Here is a 23,133-nt window from a genome sequence, read left to right as displayed (position 1 = left end):
GCCGTAGGGCTGTGCGGTCCGTCATACCCGTCCGTGACGGACCGTGCCCGCGGAGACGCCGCCCGTGCTCACCGACGGGTACGGCGTACATGCGCCTGGTCGGGCAGCCCTGCGGCTATCGGTTCCTGCGCGGCGACGGGATGCCAGGCGATGCGGTGGGCGCGGCGGCCGACGCCGGCGCCCACCCGTCCGGTCAGCCCTGCTGCGGCTTCGCCGGGCCGGCGGCCGTGGCGTCCTGGGCCTCCTGGGCGTCCCCGGCGCCCGCCTTCGGGTCCGGGGCCTCTTTGAAGTCGACCCTGCCCATGTGGCGGTTCATCGACTTCATCAGGCCCCACACGGCCAGTGCCATCACCGCGAAGACGATGAAGCCGAGGACGCCGGGGGTGACCTTGTCCTCGTCCACCTCCTTGGCGAGGGTGGCGAGGTGCGTCATTGCCAGGCTTGCGCTTGCGCTCATGTCAGGCATTGTCGCGGATGCCCGCAAAGAGGTCGTCCTCGGGGAGGGAGGTATCGACGAGCGACTTCGCCAGCTCGTACTCCTCCGTCGGCCAGACCTCCCGCTGGAGCTCCAGCGGGACGCGGAACCAGCCGCCGTCGGGGTCGATCTGGGTGGCGTGCGCGATCAGGGCCTTGTCGCGGATCTCGTAGAAGTCGCCGCACGGGACGTGCGTGGTGAGCGTGCGCTGCTTCATGCCGAACTCGTCCCAGCGCTTGAGCCAGTCGCCGTAGGGGGACTCCAGGCCTCGGTCGAGCATGGCCTGGTGCAGCGCCTCGGTGCGGGGACGGTTGAAGCCCTGGTTGTAGTAGAGCTTCCGCGGCTGGTACGCGGGGCCGTACTCCGCCTCCGGGTACTTCTCGGTGTCCGCCGCGCCCTCGAACGCCACCATCGAGATCTTGTGGGTCATGATGTGGTCGGGGTGCGGGTAGCCGCCGTTCTCGTCGTAGGTGGTGATCACCTGGGGACGGAAGGAACGGATCTGCTTCACCAGCTCGCCGGCCGCCTTGTCGACGTCCTCCAGGGCGAAGCAGCCCTCGGGCAGCGGCGGCAGCGGGTCGCCCTCGGGCAGCCCGGAGTCGACGAAGCCGAGCCACTCCTGCTTGACCCCGAGAATCTCGCGGGCCTCGTCCATCTCCTTCTTGCGTACCTCGTGGATGTGCTCCTCGATGTACTTGTCGCCCTGCAGCTTGGGATTGAGGATGGACCCGCGCTCCCCGCCCGTACAGGTCACGACCAGCACGTCCACCCCCTCGGACACGTACTTCGCCATGGTGGCCGCGCCCTTGCTCGACTCGTCGTCGGGGTGGGCGTGGACGGCCATCAGTCGCAACTGGTCAGTCAAGACTCAATCCTCATAAGTCGGCGCCCGGTGTGAACCGGTGCGATCGGCGGCTTCTATAGTGACCGAATCGGGGGGCGGATAATTCCGGGGTACGGCCCGCAGACCCCTTTTGGGAGATCCGTCCCGCCCCTGCCGAGAGGACGATCATGAGTACGGCGAGCACGCGGCTGCCCGAGGGCCGCTACGGCCGCTCCTCGGACGCGCGCTCCGACCGCACGCTCAAGGTCGTCGGCACTGCCCTCGGGGTGGCACTGCTGGCGCTGGTCGGCTACTTCGGCTACCACTACGTCGGCCAGAACAAGATCAGCGCCGAGGTGATCGAGTTCGACGCCGGCAAGGACGCGGTGAAGGTCCACCTGGAGGTCCGCAAGGACGCCGGTGCCTCCGGCTACTGCACGCTGCGCTCCCAGGCGGAGAGCGGCGCCGAGGTCGGCCGGGCCGACTTCCGCTTCGACGGCGACGCCACCCGGATCGACAAGGTCGTCACGCTCCGTACGACGTCCCAGGGGACGACGGCCGAGCTGCTCGGCTGCCACGCCGACTGACCCCGTCGACCGGTACCGACCGGAACCGACAGAACCGCCGACCGGAACCGACCGGCCCCGCTCGACACTGACCGCCTTCGTCCGGAATCCATAGGCGCTGACCTGCGTTGACGTGATTCTGATGGCTTATGTCCTCCCCCTTCGGGCGTTGAATTGTTAGGCTCGTGGTTTCGCCCATCCGTGAAGGAACATTCTTCTGGGTAGGGCGATGCTTTGTATTCCCAGTACCTACGAGGAGCACCTGTGACCCAGACCAGCGAGAACGTCACCTGGCTGACCCAGGAGGCGTACAACCAGCTCAGGGCCGAGCTGGAGTACCTGTCTGGTCCTGCGCGCACGGAGATCGCCGCCAAGATCGCGGCCGCGCGCGAGGAGGGCGACCTGCGCGAGAACGGCGGGTACCACGCGGCCAAGGAGGAGCAGGGCAAGCAGGAGCTCCGTGTGCGCCAGCTGACCCAGCTCCTGGAGAACGCCAAGGTCGGCGAGGCCCCGGCGTCGGCGGACGGCGCCGTGGCGCCCGGCATGGTCGTGACGATCGCCTTCGACGGTGACGAGGACGACACGATGACCTTCCTGCTCGCCTCGCGCGAGTACGCCAGCGCCGACATCGAGACGTACTCTCCGCAGTCCCCGCTCGGTTCCGGCGTGATCGGCAACAAGGTCGGCGAGTACGCGGAGTACGAGCTGCCGAACGGCAAGAAGGCCTCGGTGAAGATCCTGAAGGCCGAGCCCTACAGCGGCTGACCCGGACCGTGCGGCGGTCGACCCCGCCCGGCATATCCACGACGAGCCCCCGGCACCCACGCGGCGCCGGGGGTTTCGTCACACCGGGGGTTCCGTCACGCCAGAGCGGATCCGCGATGCGGAACCTGCGTGCTGCCGTCGCTGACCATGGAAGAGGGTCTCGCCGAAATCGAAGCGCAGACGCCGATCTTCTGACCCACCCACTCAGGAACCGGACCTGCAAGGCCGTTCAGCAGCTCAAGCAGGAGTCGGGTTCCGGGCCTCCTGGGCCCGAGCGGCAAGGCACTCCTGCGCGAACGCCAATACTTTGAGGTGGTACGCCTGGGCTGCCCAGCCGAGGCTGATGTTGTGGCCGGCATGCGGGAGATGATCGACGACGACCCGTGGGGCCGCGGACAGCCGTCCGACCAGATCGGCGAGGTCATCATCGTCCCGGCTCCACCAAGCCTCGTGCTGCGCGAAGGTGAGCCGGGCGGGGACGCGGACTCGTGGCAGGATCCAGGCCGACAGCCGCATCCAGCCAGCCACTGTGCTGAACTCCTGAGCCGGCATGGTCGCCACGACCGTCTGGCACATCCGGAACGTGTCGGGCGGATACAAGCTCAGCGGACCCCAGTTCCGGTGCCGCAGCCCCTCGCCGCGGTCGGGGCTGAGCTGGCCGGCGGGCACGGCCAGTCGGCGGCCGCACCCGGAGACTTCCACACCCAGCAGGGCCGAGCCCTGCCAGTCGGCGGCCACAGCGAAGGCGACCTTGGCGCCGAAAGAGTGGCCCAGCAGCAGTGTGCCGACGCCCGGAGCGTGGGCAGCTGTGAAGGCGGCGATCGCCGCGCGCACGGTGGTGGCCTGCCGGCTGAGTTTCTGCCCGGCCGGAAGCCGGGCGGCGGACGTTCCGTAACCCGGGCGGTCCAGGGCCAGCACCGTGTAACCCAGGCGCGCTCCCAGAGCCAGCAGGGACACATCGGGGTGCGCCTGGCCGTCGAAGTACCCGGCATTCATGCCGCCGCCGTGCAAGGCGACGATCACAGCGCGCGGATCCTGTGCCGGCTCGCTCACCAAGCCCGAGAGTGTGATGCCATCGGCATCGATGGTGAGCGGGCGTACCCCGGGAGAGAGCGGCCGGTGATGCCGTGCCGACGCAGCCGATGACGTCCGCGCGGCAGGCTGCACGTTCGACGCGATCTCAGTCACGGCATGCCCCTTGACCGGATATCCATGATCCCCAGCATCCAGCCCTGAACCAGTCGCTGCCGCCTCGACGCGGCCATTTGCCGTACCCCGTCGAGACGGCGTCAGATCCGTCGGCGGCTGCGCCCAAGATTCTTTCGGCGGGCCGCGACGGGGCTGCTCGGTCGTCAACTACCTTTGCTGCAGCGGGAGATTGTCGTGCCCTGGGCCGGGGGGAAGCACATGACGAGGGCCTTGAGGTGGCTGATCACCGGTCTGCTCATCGCGTGCGCGGCAGGCTGGGCAGTCGTACAGCTGTTGCGGGGCGGACAGGACGCGAGCAGCACGTCCTCCATCGTGTCGATGGTGCTCGCGGCTGTGGGGCTCGCTGTCGCGCTGGCCGGTTGGGAGGCGGCCCGCAAGGCTCTTCCGCAGTCGGAGGACGCGCTGAGTTTCGCTCAGAGCGCTGCCGAAACCCTGGCGAAGAAAATCCTGGCCGCCGAAAACAAACAGTTTCGTGCCCTGGTGGGCAAGGACGAGGAGCAGCTCACTCTCACCTTCACGCGGCGCCCTCGTGACGCGAACCCCGGCAGAGGCCCGGAGCGCGGGCAGGTCGAGGGAGGCGGCCCTGCGGCGGACGCCGGCCTTCCGGGCATCGCCGCGTATTACCGGGCCTGTTCGAAGCCTCGCCTGGTCGTCACAGGCGCCCCCGGCGCGGGGAAGACGGTGCTGTCAGTGGAGTTGGTGCGCGACCTCATCAAGCAGCGCACGCCGGACGACCCCGTGCCCGTACGGGTGTCGCTGGCCGAATGGGACATGAAGGTTCCCTTCGAGAAGCTCCTGATCGGGCATGTGACCAGGGCCGGTACGTCCGAGGAGCGGGCGAAATGGATCGTGGGGAACGGGCTCGTGCTGCCCGTCCTCGACGGCTTGGACGAGATGGACCCCGGCCGCACCGACGCGAACGGCGATCCTGTGTACGGGCCGGACGGGCAGCAGCTGCCGGACCCTCAAGCCCCGCGCGCCCTGGCGGCGTTGAAGGTGCTCAGCAACCACGGCGGCAAGGTGTCGGAGTTTCCGCTGGTCCTGCTGTGCCGCACGGCCCACTACGACGCCCTGCCACGACTGGAGCGTCTGGAACACGCGGTCGGCGTCGACATCGACCCGCTGAGCCACGAGCATGTCGCGGCGCATCTGACCACGGTGTTCGAGGACGAGGAGCGCTGGCAGAGGTTCGCCCACGGCCTGCCCGCGTCCGACGTGCTGCGCGAGACCCTGGCGACGCCGTGGTGGCTCTTCCTCGTCAAGGCCGTCTACCACCGGCGCGGCGACCCCTCGGAACTCTTCGCCCACTCCACGGCGCGAGCGCTCAAGGACCACCTGCTCTCCCTGTTCATCCCAGCCGTCGTGGACCTCCGCCCGTCGCGGTACGACGCCGAGCGGGTCCGGGGCTGGCTCTCAGTGATCGCCCGCCACCTGCACAGCGGATCCGCTGCCGGGGAACGCGTCGACATCCACCGTCCCTGGCTGTGGCCGATCGCGGGCGTCGACCGCGTGCGCCACGCGGACGCGGTGGCGGCCGTGCTCGTCTTCCTCGGGCTTGTGCTGCCCTTGGTGCTCGTCAGGGAGAGTCCGGGGTCCTGGCTGTTCGCCGTTGCCGGGCTCGGTGCCGCGCTGTTGGCGAGGGACGTCTCCGGGCAGGGGGGCGACTTGCCGATGTGTGTGCCTTGGGGGCGGGTGTTCTCGGGGGCGACGCTGAGCCTGGCCATCGACACGGTGCCGGTGGGGCTCGTACTCGGCGGGCTGGGCGGGCTGGCAGCCCTCCCCCTCGCGTGGCTCGCCGACGCGCTCGGCTTCGGCTCGCTCGTCTCGTTCCTTCCCGCTCTCGCCGTGTTCTGGTCGGTCCTCCTGGGCGTGCGGATCGTGCACGGAACGGGCCTCACCCACACCTTCACCGGTACGTACCCGCCTGATGTCAACGCGGCCGTGAGGTGGCGCTACGTACTGAGGGGCGACCTCCTCTTCGGGTGCGCCGTGTTCGTCGTTGCCGGGCTCTCCATGGCGGTGGCCTGGTGGGTGATGTCCTTCTCGGACGTGCTGGTGCTCTCCTCGGTGCCGATCCTCGACGTGCTGACCTTCGGCCTGATGGCCGCGGCTCTGCGGTGGGTGTCGGACTTCGGCGGCGGCCGGAGGTACCTGGTGTTCCTCCTGTGCCTGCGCGGCCGGCTCCCGTATCGGCTCGGACGGTTCCTGCGGTGGTCGTACGAGGGCGGCCTGCTGCGTACCTCCGGTGGCGCGTACCAGTTCCGGCACCGCGAGTTCCAGCGATGGGTGTCGTGACCGGAAAGATCGCGATGCCTTGCTACCAGCGAAGCGGCACGTCAAACGGACCACCGAGGGGGCCTGGGTGCGCTCCCTCCTCGTAGGACATGAACGCGGTACCGGTCAGCGGCACGGACTTGAACCCGTCGAAATAGTCCAGTGGCACATGTGTGATCAGCAAGAGTCCCAGCCCGAGTGCGACCACCGCACGCTTCATGTTCTCGTGACCGTCGCACCACACCCACGCGACGACGGCGAGGTTCACGCAGAGCAAGAACGCCCACCGGTGCCGATCCCACCCGCCGAACGACAGCAAGAACGGCGCGCCACTCGCGCCCAGGGCCAGGAAGCGTGTCACCCAGCCGCGCGCGTCGTGGCCGGGCCCGACGACGACAGCCGTCACCGTGATGACGGCAAGGACGAGCGGAGCCAGATACAGCGCGATGTTCCACGGGTCGTAGGCACTCCAGCTCTCGGCCTGCGTACGGAAGAAGAGCGCGAACGCGTCTTCGCGCCAGTTCCAGTCACCCTCGCTGATCCGCGTGATCAGATGTTCTCGCGCTCCCGGAACCGCGGGCGGCACGGCGAACAGCAGTGCGTTCACCGCCACCGGCAGGATGCTTGCTGCGAACGCGGTGCGCGTCGGCAGCGACGAGTGCCACACGGCCAGCAGCCACACCGGGATCACGGTCAGCGCACTGATCTCATGGGCCGTCGGCGCCAGCATCATCACCAGCGTCCCCGTCCACCACCAGCCGCGGCGGCCGAGCCACAGAGCGACGAACAGCAGAAGGAACAGGACCTGGTCGAGGTAGCCGACCTCATGGAACAGGTAGGCGCCCGCCGGGTGAAGGAAGAACGCCACCGGCAGCCATCGCCGGACCGGCGTCGTGGCCCGCACCACAGTGGTGACGATGAGGGCGAGCAGCAGCGCCAGGATGCCGAACGAGAAGGCCGCATAGAACGAGTAGGCATTCCCTGCCCACTCGGCGATCGGTTGGAGCACGGTGGCGACGAGGAAGCGGCGGTGGAACCCGTCGGCCAGCGATGTCGTCTGAAGCGTCATGGTCCAGAGCGACGGCAGCCGAAACCCCGTATAGGCAGCCAGCGAGAAGGCCGCCACACACAGCCCACCGGCCCACCAGGAACGCGCACTTGGCGCCTGAGGATTGCTGGATGCCGCAGTGCGGGGAAACGCCTGCGGGGGAAGCGAGGTACCGACCACGCACGCAACCTATGGGCACTTCACGGTGCTTCGTCACGGCCACACCGCGCACTGGCCTCTTTCCCGCTGATCAGGTGCCCGGGATCACCCGGCTGAGTGATCACACCGGGGCAGCGTGCACGGCCATCGTCTGGCTGGCCGCCCGCGTCTGTCCCGAACGGCCAACCCGACACAACAGCATTGCTCGAATCTCGCCCTAGAAGGCCTTGTTGTCGCAGCCCATGGTTGAGCCCAGGTGCTTGTCCTGCCCGCCCGCGTTGCCTTCGCCGTTGAGCGCGTTGCCCAGCAGGCCGTTGAGAATGCCGACCTGGCCGAGAATGTCGAGGTTGAGGTCGTGCGACTTGCAGCTGCTGCTCTGCAGGACGCTGTACTGGCCCCCGCCCTTGCCGCCGTGACCGTCGTCGCCCTGGGCGGTGGCGGTGCCGGAGCTCAGGAGCCCGACGCTGCCGAGGGCAACGACCATGACGGCCGCCTTGCGAAGCTTGCGCATGTTTCATCTCCGGTGGAGTGAGGTGGTTGCGATCCGCGAGAGATCGACTTCGTACAGTTACCGGAGATTAGCGGCAAATACTCCAATATGCGCCGATGGCGCGCCAGGACAGCGGCTGTCCGAGGTCGCTGATGCGAGGCAGCCGCCACCAACCGAAAAGCCCCGTCCGGCGTATGCCGAGCGGGGCCTTTCCGGCAGGGGCGGAGCATCAACCGTCTGCCCGGCGGTACTTGCGGACCGCGAGTGTGCGGAAAATGACGACGATCAGGATCGAGTAGATCACCGACGCCCACACCGGATGCTGCATCGGCCAGGCGTCGGACTGGGAGAGGCCGGGGTCGCCGAAGAGTTCGCGGCATGCCTGCACGGTCGCGCTGAACGGGTTCCATTCGGCGATGTGTCGCAGCCAGGGCGTCATCTGACCGGAGTCCACGAAGGCGGTCGAGATGAACGTCACCGGGAAGAGCCAGATCAGACCCCCCGAGGTCGCCGCCTCCGGGGTGCGCACGGTCAGACCGATCAGCGCACCGATCCAGGTGAAGGCGTATCCCAGGAGAAGCAGCAGGCCGAAGCCGCCCAAGATCTTTCCGAAGTTGGTCGGTTCCATGGAGCCGGGGCGCCAGCCCACGAGCAGCGCCACAATCGCCAGGACCAACAGGGTCAGGGCCGTCTGCACGAGGTCGGCGACGGTGCGACCGGTCAGCACCGCACCGCGCGCCATCGGCAACGAGCGGAACCGGTCGATGAGCCCCTTGTGCATGTCGTCGGCGATTCCAGCGCCCGCACCCGCTGTGGCGAAGGTGACGGTCTGGGCGAAGATGCCGGCCATCAGGAAGTTCTTGTAGACGTCCGGGTCGGTGGTGTTGCCGATCTTCATCGAGCCGCCGAAGACGTACGTGAAGAGGACGACGAACATGATGGGCTGGATCAGCCCGAAAAGAATCATCTCGGGAATCCGGGTCATGCGAATCAGATTCCGTCGGGCGATGACCAGGGAATCGTTCACGGTGCTCACTTGACCAGCTCCTTGCGACTCACTTGACGGCCTCCTTGCCGTTCTCCTCGTCCTTCACCTCGGCCACGTGTCCCGTCAGGGACAGGAACACGTCGTCGAGGGTCGGGCGGCGCAGCCCGATGTCGTCGATCTCGATGCCGCGGGTGTCGAGCTCGCGGATGACCTCGGCGAGCAGCTTGGCGCCTCCGGTCACGGGCACGGTGAGCTTGCGCATGTGGTCCTCGACCGCGGTGTCGCCCTTGCCGAAGCCGCGCAACACCTCGGAGGCGGTCTGGATGTCCTCGCGCTCGTGCACCACGACCTCGACGCGCTCACCGCCGGTGCGGGCCTTGAGCTGGTCGGAGGTGCCCGTGGCGATGACATGGCCGTGGTCGACCACCGCGATCTCGTGCGCGAGGTGATCGGCCTCTTCGAGGTACTGGGTGGTCAGCAGCAGCGTCGTGCCGCCCGAGACCAGCCGCTTTATGACCTCCCACAGCAACTGACGGTTGCGCGGGTCGAGTCCGGTCGTCGGCTCGTCCATGAACATCACGGGCGGTGAGACGACCAGGGCGGCCGCGAGGTCGAGGCGGCGGCGCATGCCGCCGGAGTAGGTCTTCGTGGGCCGGTCGGCGGCGTCGGCGAGGTCGAACTGTTCCAGCAGTTCGACCGCGCGGGCCTTCGCCGCCTTCGCCTTCATCTGGTAGAGCTGGCCGACCATCTGCAGGTTCTCGCGGCCGGTGAGGTACTCGTCGACCGCCGCGAACTGGCCGGACAGGCCGATGGAGCGGCGCACGGCGTCGGGATGCTTGAGGACGTCGATGCCCGCGACGACCGCCGAGCCGCTGTCGGGGCGCAACAGGGTGGTCAGACAGCGGACGGTCGTCGTCTTGCCCGCGCCGTTCGGCCCGAGCAGGCCGAGGACCGTGCCCTCGGGGACATCGAGGTCGACGCCGTCCAGAGCCCTTACGTCACCGAAGGTCTTCACCAGGCCTTCGGCATAGATGGCGCCTGGCATATGAATCTCCACGTCTTCGGGGAAACTTCGGAAAGCCTAGGTTTGCACTTTTCGTTCCGCGCTCATCACTCAGCGCTGCGGCGGGGATACGAGACACACCATAACGCGATGTATCGCGTCTCTCAACGGAATTGCCCGAATGAGTGACAAAGAGCCTCCGACCTGGGCTTTCTCCCGATCGTGTCTCAGCCGATGACCGTGTAGCCCGCCTCGCGCAGAGCCTGGCCGACCTCGACGCAGTGCGCGGTGCCCTTCGTCTCCAGGTGCAGCTCGACCTCCGCCTCCGTGAGCCCGAGCCGTGGGTCGGTCCGTACGTGGCTCACATCGAGGACGTTAGCGTCCACCACTGACAACACCCCGAGAAGCGTGGCGAGCGCGCCCGGCCGGTCCGTCAGCCGCAGCCGTACGGCCAGGTAGCGGCCCTGCGCGGCCATGCCGTGCCGTAGGACGCGCTGGAGCAGCACCGGGTCGACGTTGCCGCCGGACAGCACCGCGACGACCGGGCCCTCGAAGGCGCCGGGGTCGCTCAGCAGCGCCGCGACGGGGCTCGCCCCGGCAGGTTCGACGACCAGCTTGGCCCGCTCCAGGCACAGCAGCAGGGCGGTGGCCAGCTCGTCCTCGGTGACCGTACGGACCTCGTCCACCAGGTCGCCGATGATCCGGAACGGCACGTCACCGGGCCGTCCGACCTTGATGCCGTCGGCCATCGTCGCCGGGTTGTCGACCGCGACCGGGTGCCCGGCCGCCAGCGAGGGCGGGAACGCCGCCGCGCCCGCCGCCTGTACGCCCACGATCCGCACGTCGGGCCGCAGCGCCTTCACCGCCGTCGCGATGCCCGCCGCGAGCCCGCCGCCGCCGATGCCGACGACGATCGTCCGCACCTCCGGGCACTGTTCGAGGATCTCCAGGCCGACCGTGCCCTGGCCCGCGATGATGTCGGGGTGGTCGAAGGGGTGGATGAACACCGCGCCCGTCTCGGCCGCGTACTCCTGCGCGGCCACCAGCGTCTCGTCGACCACCTGGCCGTACAGGCGCACCTCGGCGCCGTAGTCCCTCGTGGCGCTGATCTTCGGCAGCGGGGCGCCCTTCGGCATGAACACCGTGGAGCGCACGCCGAGCAGCGACGACGCCAGGGCGACGCCCTGCGCGTGGTTGCCGGCGCTGGCGGCCACGACTCCCGCCGCCCGCTCCTGCGGGAGCAGCCCGGCGATCCGGACGTAGGCGCCGCGCAGCTTGAACGATCCCGTCCGCTGGAGGTTCTCGCACTTGAAGTGCACCGGGGCGCCCACCAGCTGGGACAGGTGCCTGCTGCCCTCCATCGCCGTCACCCGCGCCACGCCCGTCAGCATCTTCTGGGCGCCGCGCACGTCGTCGAGCGTGACGGGAGGCAAGGAGTCAGCCGTGCGGTAGCTCATGACTCAAGTCTCGCAGTTCACAGGCGCAAGGCCCTGGTGTGACCAAGCACCGAGATGTGTTTGCGCAGCGCCGGTACACCCCGCGTCCCGGCCGCGTACCCTGTCCCCCAACCCAGCACCCCCTTCATGAAGTGAGCCCCCGGCCATGCCCACAACACCTGAAATGTCGATGGACATGACGACCGTCGCTGACAGCGGTCTCCTCGACACGCTGCAGCACGAGGTGGCGGTGTTCGCTCGTCGTGCCGAACAGACCCGGCTCGGTGGGGTAGGGCAGGTGCGCAACTCCATGGACCGCGCCGCATACCTGCTGCTCAACCGTCTCGACAAGGAAGGCCCCATGGGCGTCAAGGCGCTCGCCGCGAGCATGGGGATCGACTCCTCGACGGTCACCCGGCAGGTGGCGCCGCTCGTCGACACGGGGCTCGTCAAGCGCACCTCGCACCCCGAGGACGGGCGCGCGGTGGTGCTCCAGCTGTCCCCGCGCGGGCAGTCGCGGCTGGAGGAAGTGCGCTCGTCGCGGCGTCAGTTGATGGCCGAGCTGACACACGACTGGGCCCCGGAGGAGCGCGAGGCGTTCTGCACGCTCCTCACCCGCTTCAACTCCGCGTTGTCCTCGCGGATGACACCGCAGGGGATCGCGGGCGCGGAGTCGCCTACGTCCTGAGGGACGGTCGTTCGGCGACCGCGCGTGCGAGGGCCGCATCGGATCTCGCCCCCGCCGCCCCTGCCCGTCCCCTCCTGAAGGGGCTGCCGCCCCTTCGACCCCGTCCCTGGGGGCTGCCACCCCCAGACCCCCGCTTCGGCCCTGAACGGGCCTCGTCCTCAAACGCCGGACAGGCTGAAAGACACGGACCGGCGCTGAGAGGCCCGGGCATGCCACCGGCTCGCGCATTCCCGGCTCTTGACCCCGGGCCGCCGCTGGCCTCATATGAAACCGGGGCCCCTTCTCGTGCGCGACCGAAGCGTCACGGGTGTGGCCGGGGCCCGGTTCCTCAGGGCGCTCAGGCAGGAGGGGCGGTGGGACGACGGCGTGCGGCCCAGGACGCCCGCCGGGCCCGGGAGTTCGAGGCGTTCGTCGCGGGCGCGGCAGGGCGACTGCTGCATGCCGCCACGCTGCTCACCGCGGAGCCCCCGGACGACAACCCACGCGCGCGGCACCTGCTGACGCTGTCCCTCGCGCACACGTACGCGTGCTGGGACCGGCTGCGCGGCGAGGACCCTTACGACCGCGCCCGCCAGTACCTGGCCACCCGCTTCTCCCGAGCCGCCTGGCATCAGTACGGCGGCCTGGGCGCCCTCGGCCGGTCCCGCCCGCACCCCGACAGCCCGCTCGCCCGGCTCTCCCCGCAGGAGCGCCTGATCCTGGTCCTGCGGCTGTACGAGGGTGCCGCCGAGGAACAGACGGCGGCCCTGCTCGGCCTGCCCAGGGAGCGCGTGCACGCGATCTGCGACCGGGCGACGGCGACCCTGCTGCATCCGCCGCGGGGGCCCGCACCGACCGTGCTGGAGGCGAAGGCGGCGTCGCCGTGAATCGCATCCAACGTGAGGCCGCCGCACGGCGGATCATGGAGAGCACGCCGCCACCGGTGCCGCCGGAGCTGTACGCGGAGGTCGTGCGGCGCGGTGGCCGGATGCTGCGCCGCAGGACGGCCGCCGTACGCCTGATGTGGCTGCTGCTGTTCGCCGCGACGGTGGCGTTCGTGGTGTGGGCGCTGATGGCCCAGCCGTGGGTGGAGCCGCCGTCGGAGACGACTCCACCACTGACGGGCTGGTGAATCCTTCCTGCGGGCCCCGGACCAGCCGAGTGCCTGTACCAGCCGAGCGCCTGGACTAGCCGAGCGCCTGCTGGAGGTCCTCCAGGAGGTCGTCGACGTTCTCGATGCCCACGGAGAGGCGGACGAGGTCGGCGGGGACCTCCAGGGCCGAGCCGGCCGCGGAGGCGTGGGTCATCCGGCCGGGGTGCTCGATGAGGGACTCCACACCGCCCAGGGACTCGCCGAGCGTGAACACCTTGGCGCGGTTGCAGACCTCGACGGCCGCCTCCTCACCGCCGGCGACCTGGAAGGACACCATGCCGCCGAACGCCCGCATCTGCTTCGCGGCGACCTCGTGACCGGGGTGCTCGGGCAGGCCCGGGTACAGAACGCGCGTCACGCGCGCGTGCCGGGTGAGCATGTCGGCGATCCGCGTGGCGTTCTCGCTGTGCCGGTCCATGCGCACCGACAGCGTCTTGGTGCCGCGCAGCACCAGCCAGGAGTCGAAGGGCCCGGCGACCGCGCCCATCGCGTTCTGGTGGAAGGCCAGTTCGTCGCCCAGGTCCGAGTCGCTGACGATCAGGGCGCCGCCGACGACGTCCGAGTGGCCGCCCATGTACTTGGTCAGGGAGTGCACCACGACGTCGGCGCCGAGGGCCAGCGGCTGCTGGAGGTACGGCGTGGCGAAGGTGTTGTCGACGACGAGCTTCGCGCCCGCGTCCCGGGCGATCTGGGCGACGGCGGCGATGTCGGTGATGCCGAGCAGCGGGTTGGACGGGGTCTCCACCCAGACGACCTTGGTCTTCGGGGTGATGGCGGCCCGTACGGCGGACGGATCGCTGGTGTCGGCGACCGACCACTCCACGCCCCACCGGGCGACGACCTTCGCGAAGAGGCGGAACGTGCCGCCGTACGCGTCGTTGGGGATGACCACGTGGTCGCCGGGGCTGAGCAGCGTACGCAACAGGCAGTCCTCGGCCGCCAGTCCGGACGCGAACGCGAGACCCCGGCGGCCGCCCTCCAGGGCCGCGAGGTTCTCCTCCAGGGCGGTCCTGGTCGGGTTGGCGCTACGGCTGTACTCGTAGCCGCCACGCAGGCCGCCCACGCCGTCCTGCTTGTAGGTCGAGACCTGGTAGATCGGCGGGACGACGGCGCCGGTCAGGGGATCGGCGGTGTTGCCCGCGTGGATCGCCAGGGTCTCGAAGTGCTGACTGATGTGCCTGTCACTCATGGGCACCGAGCGTAATGCGCGAACGAGGCTGATGCCGGACAGCGGGGTTTCCCGACGGATGTCCAGAGCCGGAAACCGACATTCCGAGCACCCCCGTCCCGTACGGCGGGGCCGCACGGCGCGTACCCCCACCCCACCTGCACAGGCCGCCGCAGGCATCCCCCGCCCAACCGCCGCAGACACCCGTTGGCCAATTGTCAGCGGCGTCTGGAACGCTGGAGGCATGGAGATTCTCTGGGTCCTGATCGCGCTCGTCATGATCGGCTTTGTGCTGGTGCCGTTCATGAGGCGTCGGCAGGGCATGATCGAGCAGGTCCCGCCGGGCCACCCGGACGCCGCGGACCCGGCGAACTACGGCTTCGTACGGCAGGAGGAGCTGGACGTCCGCATGCCCGGCCCCGACCAGGACCTGCTGGACGTCCTGGACCTGGTGCAGCGCACCCAGGACTACCGCGCGGCCTCGCAGCTGCTGGCCGGCACGGAGGCGGAGGGCGAGGTGCGCTGGCAGCGGGTGCAGGCCTTCGCCGGCGCCGCGTCGCTGGAGCTCCAGCAGCGGCCGGGCGGGGTCAGTGAGTCTCCAGGTGGGCAGTGGCTGCGGGTGTGGCGGGCCGAGCAGCCCAAGGACGCGGGCGGGGCGGCCGTGCACGCGGAGTTCCTGGTGCAGCAGGCGTGGCGCACGGCGACGCCGGGCACGGACGAGTTCCGGATCATCATGGAGGAGGCGAAGTCAGCGTGCGCAGACGCGGCGCTGCTCGCCCCCGGTGACCCGATCCCGTACATCGTCGAGCTGTCGGTCGCGCGCGGACTCGCCTACTCCCAGCCGGAGTTCGAGCAGCTCTGGCTGAAGATCCTGGACCGCGCCCCGGCCCACATGGGCGCGCACCTGGCGGCCCTGCACTACTGGTGCGAGAAGTGGCACGGCTCGCGCAAGCTGGCGTACGACTTCGCGGAGGCGGCCGCGGCCCGCGCCCCCCAGGGCTCCCTCCTCGCCGCGATGCCGCTCTTCGCGGTCTTCGAGCATCTGCCCGAGGTGAACCTGGTCAGCGGCTTCTACCAGAGCGAGGTCGTGACGAAGGCGATCCACGGCGCGCTGTACGCGGTGCACGCGGCCCGCCCAGACGACCCGATGCTGGCGCACGTACGTCATCTGCTGGTCTTCTTCCTGGTCCGCGGCGAACGCTGGGCGGAGGCCATGGACCAGCTGATAGCGGTCGACGGCCACGTAGGCGCGCTCCCCTGGACGCTCTCCCCCGACCCCGCAGCGGAGTTCGCGGTGTACCGCGCGCTGGCGGTGGCGGGCTACGAGGCGAACGGCGGCAGCCCGGCGACGCTGCCGCACTGAGCGGCCAACTCTGCGCGCGGGGCGGAATCTGAGGACCCAGCCGTACGTTGGAGGGGGTACCGCCCGGTGGGGAAGTGCCCCTGCCGACGTACCGCAGCCGTGGCCCCGGCCCGCGGGTCCGACAGGCCCCGTGAGTCCCGTGAGTCCCGCGAGGAAGGAACCCTCATGCTCTTCGGCCGTACGCCCGTCCTGCCCACCCCCGAGCAGGCGCTGCAGGGCCGCGCCGAGCCGGCCTTCACGGTCACCGACCGCCACACGGTCCTCGGCAACCCGCTGCTCGGCCCCTACCCCGAGGGTCTCGAGGTCGCCGACTTCGGCCTGGGCTGCTTCTGGGGCGCCGAGCGCAAGTTCTGGCAGCTTCCGGCGGGCGTGTGGACGACCCTGGTCGGCTACCAGGGCGGCCACACCGAGAACCCCACCTACGAGGAGGTCTGCTCGGGCCTGACCGGCCACACGGAGGTCGTCCGCGTGGTCTTCGACCCGAACGTGATCTCGTACGAGCGCCTCCTGAAGACCTTCTGGGAGTCCCACGACCCCACCCAGGGCTTCCGCCAGGGCAACGACGTCGGCACCCAGTACCGCTCCGCGATCTACACCCACACCCCGGACCAGGCCAAGACGGCCGAGGCCTCCCGCGCGTCGTACCAGCAGGTCCTGACGGGCTCCGGCTACGGCACGATCACGACGGAGGTCCTTCCGGCGGAGGGTCGGGCGTTCTATCCGGCGGAGGAGTACCACCAGCAGTACCTGGACAAGAACCCGGCCGGGTACTGCGGGATCGGCGGGACCGGGGTGTCCTGCCCGATCGGTGTCGCCAAGGCCGACGGGTGAGCACCGGCGTCACACCCACGCTGCTCGCAGCGCTCTGGCGGGAACGGCGGCCGTCGGGGCCGCCCCTCGCCCACACATTCCGCAGTACGTACGCGGACCGCTGGGTGCGCTTCCACAGCCTCCCCGGCTCGAAGCGCTACCCGGAGTCCGAGGGCGAGTACGCAACAGCGCTGGAGCGGTACAACACGATCCTCGACGAGCTGTTCGCCGGCACAGAGGTTTTCGTGGTGACGGCGGACTGGTCGGACACACCGAACGGCCCCGCGCACCACCCGGAACCGCGCCAGGCGCTGCACGCCGACGGCGTCCGCTGGTGGAACGAGCCGGACGAGGACGACCCGCACCCGCAGTTCCACACCCACACACGTCTCTACGCCGACCGACGGCCGTGGCGACACGGCTGCGCCGACGAGCTCCTGCGCGCCGTCGCGGACGACGGGCTTGCCGGAGTCTTCCTCACCGACACCGACCTTCGTCGTATCCACCACCCCTACGACGGGGGCGCGGACGTCATCCTCGCGACGTCGGCCGAACGGGACCAACTGCGCGACCGGCACACGGACTGGCTCTCCACCCACCCGGCCTGCCTTTGACACCAGCAGTACCGGGAAGGGGCACGCGGGAAATGCCCTCTCCATTCATGGCCGCAGTCTGAATCCCGACCAAGGTATCGGCACGGGATTTTTCCTCGGATAACATGATCGAACTCACGAGCGATCGACCCCATCATCCGCCCCGGATCGGAAAGCAGTGCTATTCGACACGATAAGTAAGCAATTCCGCCGATAGATTCCAAATCAACCAAAACACCACAATTGATACCTATATCATCGCGGGCATTTTCCCGAATAAGACACCGAATAAGACGCAGACATGTCCTGTGGGCCACGGCAGGCGTAGCGACGCTCGGATTCCTCGTCGCGCTGGAGATCTCCGCGCGCCGGTACGGCCTACCGGGGCCGATCACCAGTCAGGCACGAGAGGTGATATTCGCCCCTAAATCGGGGTTTCTGCTGTACGCCAGCATGGCGTTGATGATGGTGGTGCTCACCTGGCGGCAACGGATCATCGCGATCGGTGCCGCGATCGGCATCGACGTCGTCTTCGTGCTGGTGCGGTGGGTGTTCGACGTCAAGACGACCGACGGCCACCCCTTCGGCAACGGCGCGCTGTGGGTGATGCTGGGCTGTGCGGTCATCGCCGTCACACGCCGCACCGGCCGGGAACGTGCCCTGCTGCTGAAGGGCGTCGGGCTGGGCCTGCTGCTGGTGGCCGGCCGCAAGACGGGCGACACCTGGCTGCTCATTACGGCGAAGACCCGCCCGACGGTGCTCGACCAGTACCTGGCGACCGCCGATCACGCACTGGGCAACCCGTCGTGGCTGGTGGGCCGGATGGTCAGGGCCACCGGTCCGGTCGGCACCCATGTTCTCGACTTCGTCTACGTTCAGCTCGCCGTGGCCGCGGTCGTCATCGCGCTGTACCAGCTGCGCAACGTGGCGGTCGAGCGCCGCTTCCCGAGCCACCACCTGGTGCGCACCTTCTTGCTGATCGGCCTCCTCGGGCCGGGCATCTACATGATCTTCCCGGTGGTCGGACCGATCTTCGCCTACGGCACCGGCGCCTTCGGCACCGGCGGTGGGCACTGGGCGCTGGCCAACCTGTGGCCGGACGTGCCGCCACCGCTCAATACCCCGCACGCGATGCCGTACGACGAGATCACCCCGCGCAATTGCATGCCCAGCCTGCACACCGCATGGGCCACCGCGCTCTTCATTCATTCCCGCAAGGGCCCGCGGATTCTGCGCTTCGCCGGCGTGTTCTGGCTGATTGCCACGCTCAGCGCGACGCTGGGATTCGGCTACCACTACGGCGTGGATCTCATTGCCGGCGTGGTGTTCGTGCTCACGGTCGAGGCGGCTCTGCGCGCGCAGGGACGCGGCTGGGATCGGTCAGGAATCCAGCTGGTCACTTACGGTGCAACGGTCTTCGCCGCGCTCCTGGTGTCGTACCGCTATCTACCGGCGGAAATGGCCGCACATCCCTGGGTGTTCGGACCACTTCTCCTTCTGGCGATGTTTTCAGTGATCTACGGCTATGTGCGGACCACCAGCCTGTGGGAGCCGAAGGCCGTGTCGGCGCCGCATCCGGAACCGCAACCCGAACTCGTTTGAGTCGAGCGCCCTCCGGCGGCGTCACGCGCCTGGGCCGCAGCCGCTGAACCTCGCGCACCTCGCCCGCCCCACCTGCCCGGCAGCGCCCGATTTTCGGAATTTCGAAAATATCTGCGAATCGCGCGTCCGTAGGCCTACGCTCCTCCCCATGCCGCTTCGCCGAGCGTTACAGGTGTTCTTGGCCCTCGTCGTGGTCCTGACCGGCGCGGTCGGGACTGGTACGGGGAAGGCGCTGGCCGAGGAGGGCCCGGCGCAGTCCGATCGACAGCTGCTGTTCTACAACCACGCCTACGGAGTGCTCGACCGGGAGACCGCCGACGCCATCGAACACTCCGCGTATCTCCGGGAGTTCGCGAACTTCCAGGTCCGCACCACGACCGGGGCCGGCGGACAGACCTGGACCGGCCGGTATCTGATGGGCCGGGAGACGTATCTCGAACTGTTCGGGGTGGGTGATCTGCCCGGCCAGGACGGCACCCTCGGCGCGGCCGGGATGGGCGTCTCGACCGAGCGGGCCGGTGATCTGGGCGCGGTGATCGCCCGACTGCGGGAGCAGGGGATCGCCGAGCCGATCGAGTTCCGTCAGACACGTGACTTCGGTGACGGGGTGCCGGTGCCGTGGTTCGACGCCGTTTTCACCACCGATCAGTACGACGCCTTCGGCGCCTGGGGGATGGAGTACCGCCCGGAGTACTTCGCCGACCCACGGAGCAACACCGAGCCGGCCGCTCATCCCGGCGACGTGGGCCGGGAGCGCTATCTGCCCGACGGCTACCGCGACCACCTGATGCGTGACGTGGCCTCCGTGCGCATCGCGATGACCGAAGGCGACCTGGCCGACACGGTGCCGTTGCTGCGGGCCGGCGGGTTCAGCGTCCGGGATGTGGCGGGCGGTGGGGTCGTGGCGCGGGGCGGCGGGACGACGATCCGCTTCGACGCGGTCGCGCGCGACCAAGTGGGCCTGCGTCAGGTCGCGTTCTCACTCAACGAGGCGGTGCCGTACCGGCACGAGGAGCGGATCGGCCGGTCGACCCTCACGGTCGGGCCCGGCGCCCGCGCCGTGTGGAGGTTCGGCACCTGACGGGGCTCGGGACGGGCGGGAGCGGGGCCCGGGCGCCTGTCACACCGACGGCGCCGACGTCCCCGTACCCGTCGTACCCGCTGCCCCCGCCTTCGTCGCGTCGGTGCCCCAGCTCGCCAGCAACCGCAACGCCTCCGCCGACGGCGACCCCGGCTCCGCGTGGTACGTGATCAGGCTCTGTTCCGAGCCGTCGGGCAGGCGGAACGACTCGAAGTTCAAGGTCAGCCCGCCCACCAGCGGATGCCGCAGGTGCTTGACGCCGTAGCTCTTCTCCTTGACGTCATGGGTGGCCCACAGCCGGCGGAACTCCTCGCTCTTGACGGAGAGTTCGCCGACCAGGGCGGACAGGAGCGGGTCGTCCGCGTGGCAGCCCGCGTCCATGCGGAGGTAGCTGACCATGTCGTACGCCTTCTGGTCCCACTCCACGAACAGGTCGCGGTACTCGGGCCGCAGGAACACCAGCCGCGCCCAGTTCCGCTCCTGCGGCGGCAGCTCCGACCAGTCGCCGAAGACCGCGGCCGCCATCCGGTTCCAGGCGAGGATGTCCGAGCGCCGACCCGAGATGTACGCGGGCACGCCGTCGATCGAGTCCAGCAGCTGCCGCAGCGCAGGCCGCACCTGCTCCGTCCGCGCGACCTGCTTCTTCTTGTGCTGCTTGGGCTTCGCGAGGTGCGTGAGGTGCGCGTGCTCGGCGTCGCTCAGCCGCAGCGCCCGCGCGATCGCGTCGAGGACCTCCGCCGAGACGTTGCGCCCGTTGCCCTGCTCCAGGCGCGTGTAGTACGCCACGGACACCCCGGCGAGCTGTGCCAGCTCCTCGCGCCGCAGCCCCGGCACCCGGCGGTGCCGCCCGAAGTCCGGCAGCCCGACGTCCTCCGGCTTCAGCCGGGCACGCCTGGTGCGCAGAAACTCGCTGAGCTCGGCGCGCCGGTCCAGGCCGGCTCCGGTGTCGATGCCCGTGCCGGCAGCGGGTCCCTGCGTGGATTCGGGCCTGTTGTCCATGCCTCAAGTATTCCCGGTCGTACGCATACAAGCCTGACCCCGCCAGTGGTAGGACCGGCGGACGTACGTACAACCGAGGTCTGGGTGGCTGCGACGTCATCCAGCAGGCTGGATGACGTGCCCGGACGGAAAGCAGCAAGTCAGAAGGCAGCCGGGCGCGCAATCCCCTCTAGGAGAACCCCGGCATGACCACCGTTGCCGCATACGCAGCACCCGCCGCCAAGGCTCCGCTGGAGCGCACCACCATCGAGCGCCGTGCCGTCCGCGAGCACGACGTGCTGATCGACATCAAGTTCGCGGGCATCTGCCACTCCGACATCCACCAGGTCCGCGAGGGCTGGGGCGAGGCGATCTTCCCGATGGTCCCCGGCCACGAGATCGCGGGCATCGTCTCCGAGGTCGGCCCGGGCGTCACGAAGTACAAGGTCGGCGACCGCGTGGGCGTCGGCTGCCTGGTCGACTCCTGCCGTGAGTGCGACAACTGCAAGGCCGGCCTGGAGCAGCACTGCACCGGCGGCTCGGTCGGCACGTACAACGCCGTCGGCAAGGACGGCGAGCCCACCTACGGCGGCTACTCCGAGAAGGTCGTCGTCGACGAGAACTTCGTCGTCCGTATCCCCGACGGCCTGCCCCTGGACGTGGCCGCCCCGCTGCTGTGCGCGGGCATCACCACGTACTCGCCGCTCAAGCGCTGGGGCGCGGGCCCGGGCAAGAAGGTCGCCGTGATCGGCCTGGGCGGTCTCGGCCACATGGGCGTCAAGATCGCGCACGCGCTCGGCGCGGAGGTCACCGTCCTGTCGCAGTCGCTGCGCAAGAAGGACGACGGCCTGAAGCTGGGCGCCGACCACTACTACGCGACCAGCGACCCGAAGACGTTCGAGGAGCTCGCGGGCTCCTTCGACCTGATCCTCTCCACGGTGTCGGCGCCGCTGGACTTCGGCGCCTACCTCAGCCTGCTCAGGACGGGCGGTGCCCTGGTGAACGTGGGCGCCCCGGAGGAGCCCGTCGCCCTGAACCTGTTCTCGCTCATCGGCGGCAACAAGACCCTCGCCGGTTCGGCGATCGGCGGCATCGCCGAGACCCAGGAGATGCTGGACTTCTGCGCCGAGCACGGCTTGGGCGCCGAGATCGAGCTGATCGACGCCGAGCAGATCAACGAGGCGTACGAGCGGGTGCAGAACAGCGATGTGCGGTACCGGTTCGTGATCGACACGGCGACGATCTGACGCCGACTGCGTGACGTTGACTATCTGGCGTCGACTGTCTGACGTCGACTGTCTGACGTCGACTGTCTGACGTCGACGGCCTGAGCGGCCGCCTGCGCCGCCGCAGACCGAGGGCCCCGGAGCCGCACTGCTCCGGGGCCCTCAGCGTGTCGCCGTACGACGCCCCAGCAGCCACAGCAGATACGGCCCGCCGACGAGCGCGGTGAGCGCGCCGACCGGGATCTCCAGCGGGGGCAGCAGGGTACGGGCGGCGAGATCGGCAGCGACGAGGACGATCGCGCCGGTCAACCCGGCGTTGAGGAGCGGCAGTTGGGGCGTACGCGTGAGTCGCCGGGCGAGCTGCGGCGCGGTCAGCGCCACGAACCCGATCGGCCCCGCCGCGCCGGTCGCCGCGGCGGCGAGGACGACGCCGAGAACGGTGAGTCCGAGCCGCGCCCGATCGACCCGTACGCCGAGTCCGGACGCGGTCTCGGGATCGAGCCCGAGCGGCCGCAGCGCGCGGCTCGCCCACACCAGAGCGGGCAGCGAGAGCGCCAGTACGACAGCGAGCGGCTCCGCCTGCGCCCAGCCCCGCCCGTTGAGGCTCCCGGTCAGCCACAGCTTGAGCTGCTCGGCGGCTTCCAGCTCGCTGTCGGTGAGATAGAGCTGCACCACGGCGGACAGCGCGACACCGATGCCGACGCCGGTGAGCACGAAACGACTCGGCTGCATACCGCGCCGCCAGGCCAGCACGTACACGAGCGCGGCCGCGCCAAGTCCGCCGAGCACGGACACGACGGGCAGGGCACCCGGCGAGCACACGGCACCGGTCGCCAGCGCGAGCACCGTCGCGGCGGCGGCCCCGTGCCCGACCCCGATGACGTCCGGGCTGGCCAGCGGATTCCGCGTGACGGTCTGCACGAGAGCACCGGCCAGCCCGAGCGCGGCACCTACGAGGGCGCCGACCGCGATGCGGGGGACCCGGAGTTCATTGACGACGAGGTCGTGGGGGCCGGATCCGGTGCGCAGGGTGCGCCAGACGTCGGGGGGCGAGATGTACGTCTGGCCCGCGCAGGCGGAGGCCAGCATGACGACGGCGAGGAGCCCGAGGAGGACGAGGGCCACGGCGGCGGAACGGCGGTGGAGGAGGAGGGAGACGCGGGTGTGAGGGCGCAGGAGCGTGAGGCCGGGCGCCAACGCGCGGCCTGCCGCAGGCCTCCCCACCGCGGCCCGCACCACCCCGCCGCACCGCCGAG

General features: G+C 69.6%; 23 protein-coding genes. 12 read left to right on the top strand and 11 right to left on the bottom strand.

Annotation, left to right across the window (positions count from 1 at the left end; genetic code table 11):
- Nucleotides 1-193 precede the first annotated feature (193 nt).
- Both PBV52_RS30785 and mca read right to left on the bottom strand, forming a co-directional pair.
- The gene (locus PBV52_RS30785) at nt 194-466 is read right to left on the bottom strand and encodes a hypothetical protein (RefSeq protein ID WP_274242760.1); all 273 of its coding nucleotides are present in this window, start codon (nt 464-466) and stop codon (nt 194-196) included.
- Nucleotides 459-1,319, bottom strand: a complete 861-nt coding sequence (gene mca, locus PBV52_RS30780) for a mycothiol conjugate amidase Mca (protein WP_274249710.1) — start codon at nt 1,317-1,319, stop codon at nt 459-461. Before mca ends, PBV52_RS30785 begins: the two co-directional genes overlap by 8 nt.
- Nucleotides 1,320-1,486: 167 nt before the next feature.
- On the opposite strand from mca, the gene PBV52_RS30775 reads away from it, so the two are divergent.
- Together PBV52_RS30775 and greA are read left to right on the top strand one after the other, a co-directional pair.
- Complete coding sequence (locus PBV52_RS30775) at nt 1,487-1,885, top strand: DUF4307 domain-containing protein (protein ID WP_274242759.1); 399 nt, start codon at nt 1,487-1,489, stop codon at nt 1,883-1,885.
- Nucleotides 1,886-2,128: 243 nt separating this feature from the next.
- A complete protein-coding gene (greA, locus tag PBV52_RS30770; RefSeq protein ID WP_274242757.1) occupies nt 2,129-2,629 on the top strand; it encodes a transcription elongation factor GreA in 501 nt (166 codons plus the stop codon).
- A gap of 237 nt (nt 2,630-2,866) precedes the next feature.
- Here greA and PBV52_RS30765 read toward each other — a convergent pair whose 3' ends face one another.
- The gene (locus PBV52_RS30765) at nt 2,867-3,682 is read right to left on the bottom strand and encodes an alpha/beta hydrolase (protein ID WP_373921928.1); all 816 of its coding nucleotides are present in this window, start codon (nt 3,680-3,682) and stop codon (nt 2,867-2,869) included.
- 354 nt (nt 3,683-4,036) lie between these two features.
- Between PBV52_RS30765 and PBV52_RS30760 the strand changes: the two genes are divergently transcribed.
- Nucleotides 4,037-6,133 (top strand): NACHT domain-containing NTPase, encoded by a 2,097-nt coding sequence (locus PBV52_RS30760; protein ID WP_274242753.1) that lies wholly within the window; start codon nt 4,037-4,039, stop codon nt 6,131-6,133.
- A gap of 22 nt (nt 6,134-6,155) precedes the next feature.
- On the opposite strand, the gene PBV52_RS30755 is transcribed toward PBV52_RS30760, so the two are convergent.
- The 5 genes from PBV52_RS30755 to ilvA all read right to left on the bottom strand — a co-directional run bounded on the left by PBV52_RS30755 (nt 6,156) and on the right by ilvA (nt 11,257).
- Nucleotides 6,156-7,238, bottom strand: a complete 1,083-nt coding sequence (locus tag PBV52_RS30755) for a hypothetical protein (RefSeq protein WP_274242751.1) — start codon at nt 7,236-7,238, stop codon at nt 6,156-6,158.
- 298 nt (nt 7,239-7,536) lie between these two features.
- Complete coding sequence (locus PBV52_RS30750; protein ID WP_274242750.1) at nt 7,537-7,830, bottom strand: hypothetical protein; 294 nt, start codon at nt 7,828-7,830, stop codon at nt 7,537-7,539.
- A 208-nt stretch (nt 7,831-8,038) separates the two neighbouring features.
- A complete protein-coding gene (locus PBV52_RS30745) occupies nt 8,039-8,845 on the bottom strand; it encodes an ABC transporter permease (RefSeq protein WP_274242749.1) in 807 nt (268 codons plus the stop codon).
- A gap of 19 nt (nt 8,846-8,864) precedes the next feature.
- Nucleotides 8,865-9,842 carry an ATP-binding cassette domain-containing protein gene (locus tag PBV52_RS30740; RefSeq protein WP_274242748.1) on the bottom strand — a complete coding sequence of 326 codons (978 nt, stop codon included), beginning with the start codon at nt 9,840-9,842 and terminating at the stop codon, nt 8,865-8,867.
- Between the two features lie 185 nt (nt 9,843-10,027).
- The gene (gene ilvA / locus PBV52_RS30735; protein WP_274242747.1) at nt 10,028-11,257 is read right to left on the bottom strand and encodes a threonine ammonia-lyase; all 1,230 of its coding nucleotides are present in this window, start codon (nt 11,255-11,257) and stop codon (nt 10,028-10,030) included.
- A gap of 163 nt (nt 11,258-11,420) precedes the next feature.
- Here ilvA and PBV52_RS30730 point away from each other — a divergent pair, with 163 nt between their 5' ends.
- From PBV52_RS30730 to PBV52_RS30720, 3 genes are all read left to right on the top strand, one after another.
- The gene (locus PBV52_RS30730) at nt 11,421-11,924 is read left to right on the top strand and encodes a MarR family winged helix-turn-helix transcriptional regulator (protein ID WP_274249708.1); all 504 of its coding nucleotides are present in this window, start codon (nt 11,421-11,423) and stop codon (nt 11,922-11,924) included.
- A gap of 353 nt (nt 11,925-12,277) precedes the next feature.
- The gene (locus PBV52_RS30725) at nt 12,278-12,790 is read left to right on the top strand and encodes a sigma factor-like helix-turn-helix DNA-binding protein (protein ID WP_274242746.1); all 513 of its coding nucleotides are present in this window, start codon (nt 12,278-12,280) and stop codon (nt 12,788-12,790) included.
- Entirely contained in the window at nt 12,787-13,035 is a 249-nt protein-coding gene (locus tag PBV52_RS30720; RefSeq protein ID WP_274242745.1) for a hypothetical protein, read from the top strand. Before PBV52_RS30725 ends, PBV52_RS30720 begins: the two co-directional genes overlap by 4 nt.
- 55 nt (nt 13,036-13,090) lie before the next feature.
- Here the strand turns inward: PBV52_RS30720 and PBV52_RS30715 are convergent, their stop codons facing one another.
- The gene (locus tag PBV52_RS30715; RefSeq protein ID WP_274242744.1) at nt 13,091-14,245 is read right to left on the bottom strand and encodes a cystathionine gamma-synthase; all 1,155 of its coding nucleotides are present in this window, start codon (nt 14,243-14,245) and stop codon (nt 13,091-13,093) included.
- 223 nt (nt 14,246-14,468) lie between these two features.
- Here PBV52_RS30715 and PBV52_RS30710 point away from each other — a divergent pair, with 223 nt between their 5' ends.
- The 5 genes from PBV52_RS30710 (at nt 14,469) to PBV52_RS30690 (ending at nt 19,673) form a co-directional block, all read left to right on the top strand.
- A complete protein-coding gene (locus PBV52_RS30710) occupies nt 14,469-15,587 on the top strand; it encodes a hypothetical protein (protein WP_274242743.1) in 1,119 nt (372 codons plus the stop codon).
- A 165-nt stretch (nt 15,588-15,752) separates the two neighbouring features.
- A complete protein-coding gene (msrA, locus tag PBV52_RS30705) occupies nt 15,753-16,418 on the top strand; it encodes a peptide-methionine (S)-S-oxide reductase MsrA (RefSeq protein WP_274242742.1) in 666 nt (221 codons plus the stop codon).
- A 104-nt stretch (nt 16,419-16,522) separates the two neighbouring features.
- On the top strand, nt 16,523-17,011 hold the full coding sequence (locus tag PBV52_RS30700) for a hypothetical protein (RefSeq protein ID WP_373922033.1): 489 nt from the start codon (nt 16,523-16,525) through the stop codon (nt 17,009-17,011).
- A gap of 267 nt (nt 17,012-17,278) precedes the next feature.
- On the top strand, nt 17,279-18,592 hold the full coding sequence (locus PBV52_RS30695) for a phosphatase PAP2 family protein (protein WP_274249706.1): 1,314 nt from the start codon (nt 17,279-17,281) through the stop codon (nt 18,590-18,592).
- Between the two features lie 148 nt (nt 18,593-18,740).
- Complete coding sequence (locus PBV52_RS30690) at nt 18,741-19,673, top strand: DUF5829 family protein (RefSeq protein ID WP_373921927.1); 933 nt, start codon at nt 18,741-18,743, stop codon at nt 19,671-19,673.
- 39 nt (nt 19,674-19,712) lie between these two features.
- Here the strand turns inward: PBV52_RS30690 and PBV52_RS30685 are convergent, their stop codons facing one another.
- The gene (locus PBV52_RS30685; RefSeq protein ID WP_274242740.1) at nt 19,713-20,672 is read right to left on the bottom strand and encodes a helix-turn-helix domain-containing protein; all 960 of its coding nucleotides are present in this window, start codon (nt 20,670-20,672) and stop codon (nt 19,713-19,715) included.
- Nucleotides 20,673-20,857: 185 nt separating this feature from the next.
- Here PBV52_RS30685 and PBV52_RS30680 point away from each other — a divergent pair, with 185 nt between their 5' ends.
- Nucleotides 20,858-21,898, top strand: a complete 1,041-nt coding sequence (locus PBV52_RS30680; RefSeq protein WP_274242739.1) for an NAD(P)-dependent alcohol dehydrogenase — start codon at nt 20,858-20,860, stop codon at nt 21,896-21,898.
- 141 nt (nt 21,899-22,039) lie between these two features.
- On the opposite strand, the gene PBV52_RS30675 is transcribed toward PBV52_RS30680, so the two are convergent.
- Nucleotides 22,040-23,113 (bottom strand): iron chelate uptake ABC transporter family permease subunit, encoded by a 1,074-nt coding sequence (locus tag PBV52_RS30675; protein WP_274249702.1) that lies wholly within the window; start codon nt 23,111-23,113, stop codon nt 22,040-22,042.
- Nucleotides 23,114-23,133 lie beyond the last annotated feature (20 nt).

The organism is Streptomyces sp. T12 (assembly GCF_028736035.1).
GTDB lineage: Bacteria > Actinomycetota > Actinomycetes > Streptomycetales > Streptomycetaceae > Streptomyces.
This window is presented reverse-complemented; position numbering and strand designations above follow the sequence as displayed.

Bases quoted from the DNA above. Each gene is read 5' to 3' on its own strand.
- PBV52_RS30775 (WP_274242759.1), top strand. From the start codon at position 1,487: ATGAGTACGGCGAGCACGCGGCTGCCCGAGGGCCGCTACGGCCGCTCC.
- PBV52_RS30750 (WP_274242750.1), bottom strand. From the start codon at position 7,830: ATGCGCAAGCTTCGCAAGGCGGCCGTCATGGTCGTTGCCCTCGGCAGC.
- PBV52_RS30680 (WP_274242739.1), top strand. From the start codon at position 20,858: ATGACCACCGTTGCCGCATACGCAGCACCCGCCGCCAAGGCTCCGCTG.
- PBV52_RS30740 (WP_274242748.1), bottom strand. From the start codon at position 9,842: ATGCCAGGCGCCATCTATGCCGAAGGCCTGGTGAAGACCTTCGGTGAC.
- PBV52_RS30685 (WP_274242740.1), bottom strand. From the start codon at position 20,672: ATGGACAACAGGCCCGAATCCACGCAGGGACCCGCTGCCGGCACGGGC.
- PBV52_RS30730 (WP_274249708.1), top strand. From the start codon at position 11,421: ATGTCGATGGACATGACGACCGTCGCTGACAGCGGTCTCCTCGACACG.
- PBV52_RS30715 (WP_274242744.1), bottom strand. From the start codon at position 14,245: ATGAGTGACAGGCACATCAGTCAGCACTTCGAGACCCTGGCGATCCAC.
- PBV52_RS30710 (WP_274242743.1), top strand. From the start codon at position 14,469: ATGGAGATTCTCTGGGTCCTGATCGCGCTCGTCATGATCGGCTTTGTG.
- msrA (WP_274242742.1), top strand. From the start codon at position 15,753: ATGCTCTTCGGCCGTACGCCCGTCCTGCCCACCCCCGAGCAGGCGCTG.
- PBV52_RS30760 (WP_274242753.1), top strand. From the start codon at position 4,037: ATGACGAGGGCCTTGAGGTGGCTGATCACCGGTCTGCTCATCGCGTGC.
- mca (WP_274249710.1), bottom strand. From the start codon at position 1,319: ATGGCCGTCCACGCCCACCCCGACGACGAGTCGAGCAAGGGCGCGGCC.
- PBV52_RS30785 (WP_274242760.1), bottom strand. From the start codon at position 466: ATGCCTGACATGAGCGCAAGCGCAAGCCTGGCAATGACGCACCTCGCC.
- PBV52_RS30690 (WP_373921927.1), top strand. From the start codon at position 18,741: ATGCCGCTTCGCCGAGCGTTACAGGTGTTCTTGGCCCTCGTCGTGGTC.
- ilvA (WP_274242747.1), bottom strand. From the start codon at position 11,257: ATGAGCTACCGCACGGCTGACTCCTTGCCTCCCGTCACGCTCGACGAC.